At 68.9% G+C, this 4739-nt stretch carries 2 protein-coding genes and 1 pseudogene; all 3 read left to right on the forward strand.

Features of this window, described 5'->3' with window-relative positions; genetic code table 11:
- Positions 1–970 (forward strand): DNA polymerase Y subunit UmuC family protein (locus AC27VN_RS33110; protein WP_490879309.1); only part of this gene is annotated, 970 nt, incomplete at its 5' end.
- On the forward strand, positions 963–4307 hold the full coding sequence (locus AC27VN_RS33115) for an error-prone DNA polymerase (protein WP_490879310.1): 3345 nt from the start codon (positions 963–965) through the stop codon (positions 4305–4307). The genes AC27VN_RS33110 and AC27VN_RS33115, both read left to right, overlap by 8 nt.
- Positions 4308–4411: 104 nt before the next feature.
- Positions 4412–4739: pseudogene (locus AC27VN_RS33120) on the forward strand (hypothetical protein); the annotation flags it as partial.

Here is a 4739-nt window from a genome sequence, read left to right on the forward strand (position 1 = left end):
GGGCGAGGTGGCGGCGCTGCCGCGCGGCGGGCTCTCGCGGCGCTTCGGCGCCGAGCTGCGCGCCGCGCTCGACATCGCCTGGGGCCTGCGCCCCGAAAGCCATGCCTGGCTCACGCTGCCCGACGTGTTCGAGCAGAAGCTCGAGCTGCCCGCGCTGGCCGAGACCGCGCCCGAACTCATGTGGTCGGCCAACCGGCTGCTGTCGGCGCTGCAGATCTGGCTGCGTGCGCGCCAGCGTGGCGCGCGCGCGCTCGAGCTGGAATGGACGCTCGACCTCAAGCGTTTCAACGGCGTGAACCTGCCGCCGACCCAGCAGGTCGCGGTGCGCACCGCCGAGCCCACGCAGGACCTCGCGCACTTGCGCCGCCTGCTGTCCGAGAAGCTCGCCCTGGCCACGCTCGCAGCGCCCGCGAGCTGGCTCAAGCTGCGCTCGCTCGAGACCGATCCGTGGGCCGGGGCGAGCACCAGCTTTCTGCCGGAGGACAACCGCAAGGGGGACAGGCTGCACGAGATGGTGGAGCGGCTGAGTGTGCGGCTGGGGGCGATGCAGGTGCTGGTGCCGCGGGCGCGGGCGGATCATCAGCCCGAACACACCCAGGTCTGGCGGCCGGCACTGGGCCGCAGCGGCATCAAGTCCGCGGCACCCAAGGCACGGGTGCGCGATGCCGCCGCGGCACCGGCCCAGCAGCCCGATGCCCTCTATCCCGCCTGGCTGCTGCCCGAGCCGCTGCGCCTCGAGATGGACGGCGAGCGGCCTTGCTACAAGGGTACGTTGAGCAAGCTGATCGGGCCGCAGCGGGTCGAGACCGGATGGTGGGGCGGCGTGGACGAGGGCGGCCAGCCGGCGGTGCGCGATTACTACATCGCGGAGAGTCCCGAGGTCGGCCTGGTGTGGATCTTCAGGGAGCGCTCCGCGGCCTGCTTCGCTTCGGGCGAGGTGCGCTGGTTCCTGCAGGGGTTGTATGCCTGACTCGAGCGCCAAGCAGCGCAAGCCGGCCCCGGTGCAGCCCCTGCCGCGGCGCGAAGCGATCGGCGTGCCGAGCCTGCCGGGCTATGCCGAGCTGCATTGCCTCACGCACTTCAGCTTCCAGCGCGGCGCCTCCACGCCCGAGGAACTGGTGCAGCGTGCCTACCACCTCGGCTATGCGGCGCTTGCCATCACCGACGAATGCTCGGTGGCCGGCATCGTGCGCGCGCATGTGGCGTTGCGTGACCTGCCGGGGCAGCTCGACGAGTACGAGCGCGAGCATCCCGAGGAGCCGCCGATCCCGCGCCATCCCGAGTTCCGGCTGCTGTTCGGTAGCGAGTTCCGCTTCGAGCGCTTCAAGCTGGTGGTGATCGCGAACGACACCGAGGGCTGGGGCAACCTCTGCGAGTTCATCACCGCCGCGCGCACGACCGAACTGCCCAAGGGCGACTACCGCGTGACCTGGGATGGCAGTGACGTGGCCTCGCTGCAGCGCTGCCAGGTGCTGTTCGTGCCGTTGCGCGTGCCCGGTGCCATGCTCGACGCCGAGGTGCTGCACGGCGACCTGAAGGCGGCGCAGGCCCTGTACGGCGACAACCTCTGGCTGGCCGTCGAGATGCTCAACGAGATCGACGACGACCTCTGGTTCGTGGCACTGACCGAGGCTGGCGAGCGCGCCGGCGTGCGTCGGGTGGCGGCCGGCGACGTGCACATGCATGCGCGTGCACGAAAGCCGCTGCAGGATGTGCTCACCGCCGTGAGCGAGGGCAAGACGGTGGCCGAATGCGGCTTCGCCCTGCAATCGAATGCCGAGCGCCATCTGCGCCAACGCGTGCGGCTGGCCGAGCTCTACACGCGCGAGATGCTCGCGAACACGCTGGAGGTCGCCGCGTGCTGCAGCTTCGATCCGAAGGTGATTCGCGAGAACTACAAGTACCCGCTCGAGACCCTCGGCCACGACGAATCGCCTGCGCAGACGCTGGTGCGCAAGACCTGGGAGGGTGCGAGGAAGCGATATCCCGACGGCGTGCCCGACAAGGTGTGCGAACAGGTCGAGAAGGAGCTGTCGCTGATCCTCGAGCTCGAATACGAGATGTTCTTCCTCACGGTGGAGGACATCGTGCGCTTCGCGCGCTCGCAGGACATCCTTTGCCAGGGCCGAGGTTCCTCCGCCAACTCGGCCGTCTGCTACTGCCTCGGCATCACCGCGATCGATCCCGAGAAGAGTCACCTTCTGTTCGAGCGCTTCCTGAGCAGGCATCGCCATGAGCCGCCCGACATCGATGTCGATTTCGAGCATCAACGGCGCGAAGACGTCATCCAGTACATCTACGAGAAATACGGCCGCGACCGCGCCGCCATTGCCGCGGTCGTCATCTGCTACCGCGCGCGCAGCGCATTGCGCGACGTGGGCAAGGCCCTGGACATCGACGAGCGCCTGGTCGACGAGTTCGCCAAGGACCACTACTGGTTCGACGACACCGTGCTCGGCGAGCAGTTGCGTGCCGCCGCCGCGCGCGTGGGCGTGGAGGAGGACGAACTCAAGCTGGTGCAGTGGATCGAGATGACGCAGCGCTTGCGTGGCTTTCCGCGCCACCTGAGCCAGCATGTCGGCGGCTTCGTGTTGACCCACACCAAGCTCACGCGCCTGGTGCCGGTCGAGAAGGCCTCGATGAAGAATCGCTCGGTAATCCAGTGGGAAAAGGACGACCTCGAGGCCATCGGCATGCTCAAGGTCGATGTGCTGGCGCTCGGCATGTTGAGTGCGATCAAGCGGGGGCTCGATCACATGAACCGCTGGCGGGGCTGGACCAGGGAGATGCACCAGATCCCTAACGATGACCCGAAGGTGTTCGAAATGATCTGCGACGCCGACACCGTGGGTGTGTTCCAGATCGAGAGCCGTGCCCAGATGTCGATGCTGCCGCGCTTGAAACCGCGCACTTACGAAGACCTGGTGATCGAGGTCGCGATCGTGCGGCCCGGGCCGATCCAGGGCGGCATGGTGCATCCGTACCTCAAGCAGCGCGAACGTGTCGCCAAAGGCCTGCCCATCGTCTACGAGAAGGACGAACTGCGGCCCGCGCTGGAACGCACCTTGGGCATCCCGATCTTCCAGGAGCAGGTGATGCAGATCGCGATGATCGCGGCCCGGTTCACGGCCGACGAGGCCGACCAGTTGCGCCGTGCGATGGCGGCCTGGAAGCGCAAGGGCGGGCTCGGCAAGTTCCACCGCAAGCTGGTCGACGGCATGGTCGACCATGGCTACAAGAAGGAATTCGCCGAAGCCATCTTCAGACAGGTCATGGGCTTCGGCGACTACGGCTTCCCCGAAAGCCACGCCGCCAGCTTCGCGCTGCTGGTCACGGTCAGCAGTTGGCTCAAGTGCCACGAGCCCGCCTGCTTCCTCGCCGCCTTGCTCGACTCGCAGCCGATGGGCTTCTACAGTCCCTCGCAGCTGGTGCAGGACGCGCGCCGGCATGGCGTGGAGGTGCGGCCGGTCGACGTGACCTGCAGCGAGATCGACACCACGCTCGAGCCGCGCGCGGCCGATGCACCACGCGTGCCGCCGGGCACCGACGCACGCTATGCCGAGCGCCTGGGCCACGACGATCAGCCCGCGGTGCGCCTGGGCCTGAACCGCATCGCGAGTCTCAGCAAGGGCGGCGCGAAGCGCCTGCTCGAAGCCCGTGCGCAGCAGGCCTTCACCAGCACCGAGGACCTCGCGCTGCGCGCCGAGCTCGACGGCAAGGACATGGCGGCGCTGGCCGCGGCCGATGCGCTGATCTCGCTGTCGGGCCATCGGCGCCAGCAGATGTGGGATGCGACGGCGCAGCGGCGCGCGCCGGGGCTGCTCAAGGGCGTGCCGATCCACGAGGAGGCGCTGGCGCTGCCCGCGGCGCCCGAGGGCGAGGAGATCGTCGGCGACTATGCGTCGATGCGCCTCACGCTGCGGCGCCATCCGCTCGCGCTGCTGCGCCCGCGGCTGGCACGCATGAACCTGATGAGCGCCGAGCAGTTGCGCGGCATGCCCAGCGGCCGCGTGGTGCGCGCCTGTGGCATCGTCAAGGGTCGGCAGCGGCCGCAGACCGCCAACGGCACCATCTTCGTCACGCTCGAGGACGAGACCGGCAACGTCAACGTGATCGTCTGGAACCACGTGATCGAGGCCTGGCGCGAGCCGCTGCTGAAATCGCACCTGCTCGCGGTGCAGGGCACCTGGCAGCGCGACGATGACAGCGGCGGCAAGGTGCAGCACCTGATCGCCACCGGCTTCAAGGACCTGACGCCGCTGATGGGCCGGCTCGCGCAGAGCAACAGCAGCCGGGATTTCCACTGACGCGACGGCGGCATCCGCGCGTTCTGTCCGTCTGTGCAACCGATCGCAACCGTTCGTTCGAGTCCTCGCCTCATCCACCGGATTTCGCTAACCTGTTCCTCACCATGTCCGCACTCGCCCTCGATCCCATCGTCGACACGCCCATCGGCCCGCCGCCACCCGCGCCCGATGTGCCCGTGGTGCCGCCACCGCCCGTCATGCCGCCGGGGCCATTGCCCGAGGGCGACCCGCCGCCCGCGATGCCACCGGTGACCGACCCCGGCTTTCCGCCGCCGGTGGAGGAGCCGCCGATGCAGACCGCGGTGTCGCTCGCGGCCTCGCTGGCCATCGCCACGGCTTCGGGCGGCGTGCCCTTCGGCAAGCTGCATGCGCGGCGCCTGCGCGAGATGTACCGCTCGGCCGGCTGGCCTTGCTGCGACGCGATCGAGGTCG

This window comes from Variovorax sp. 20P10.2.4, assembly GCF_058244205.1.

Excerpts from the sequence above, each read along its gene's own strand:
- AC27VN_RS33115 (WP_490879310.1), top strand. The coding sequence starts at position 963 with ATGCCTGACTCGAGCGCCAAGCAGCGCAAGCCGGCCCCGGTGCAGCCC.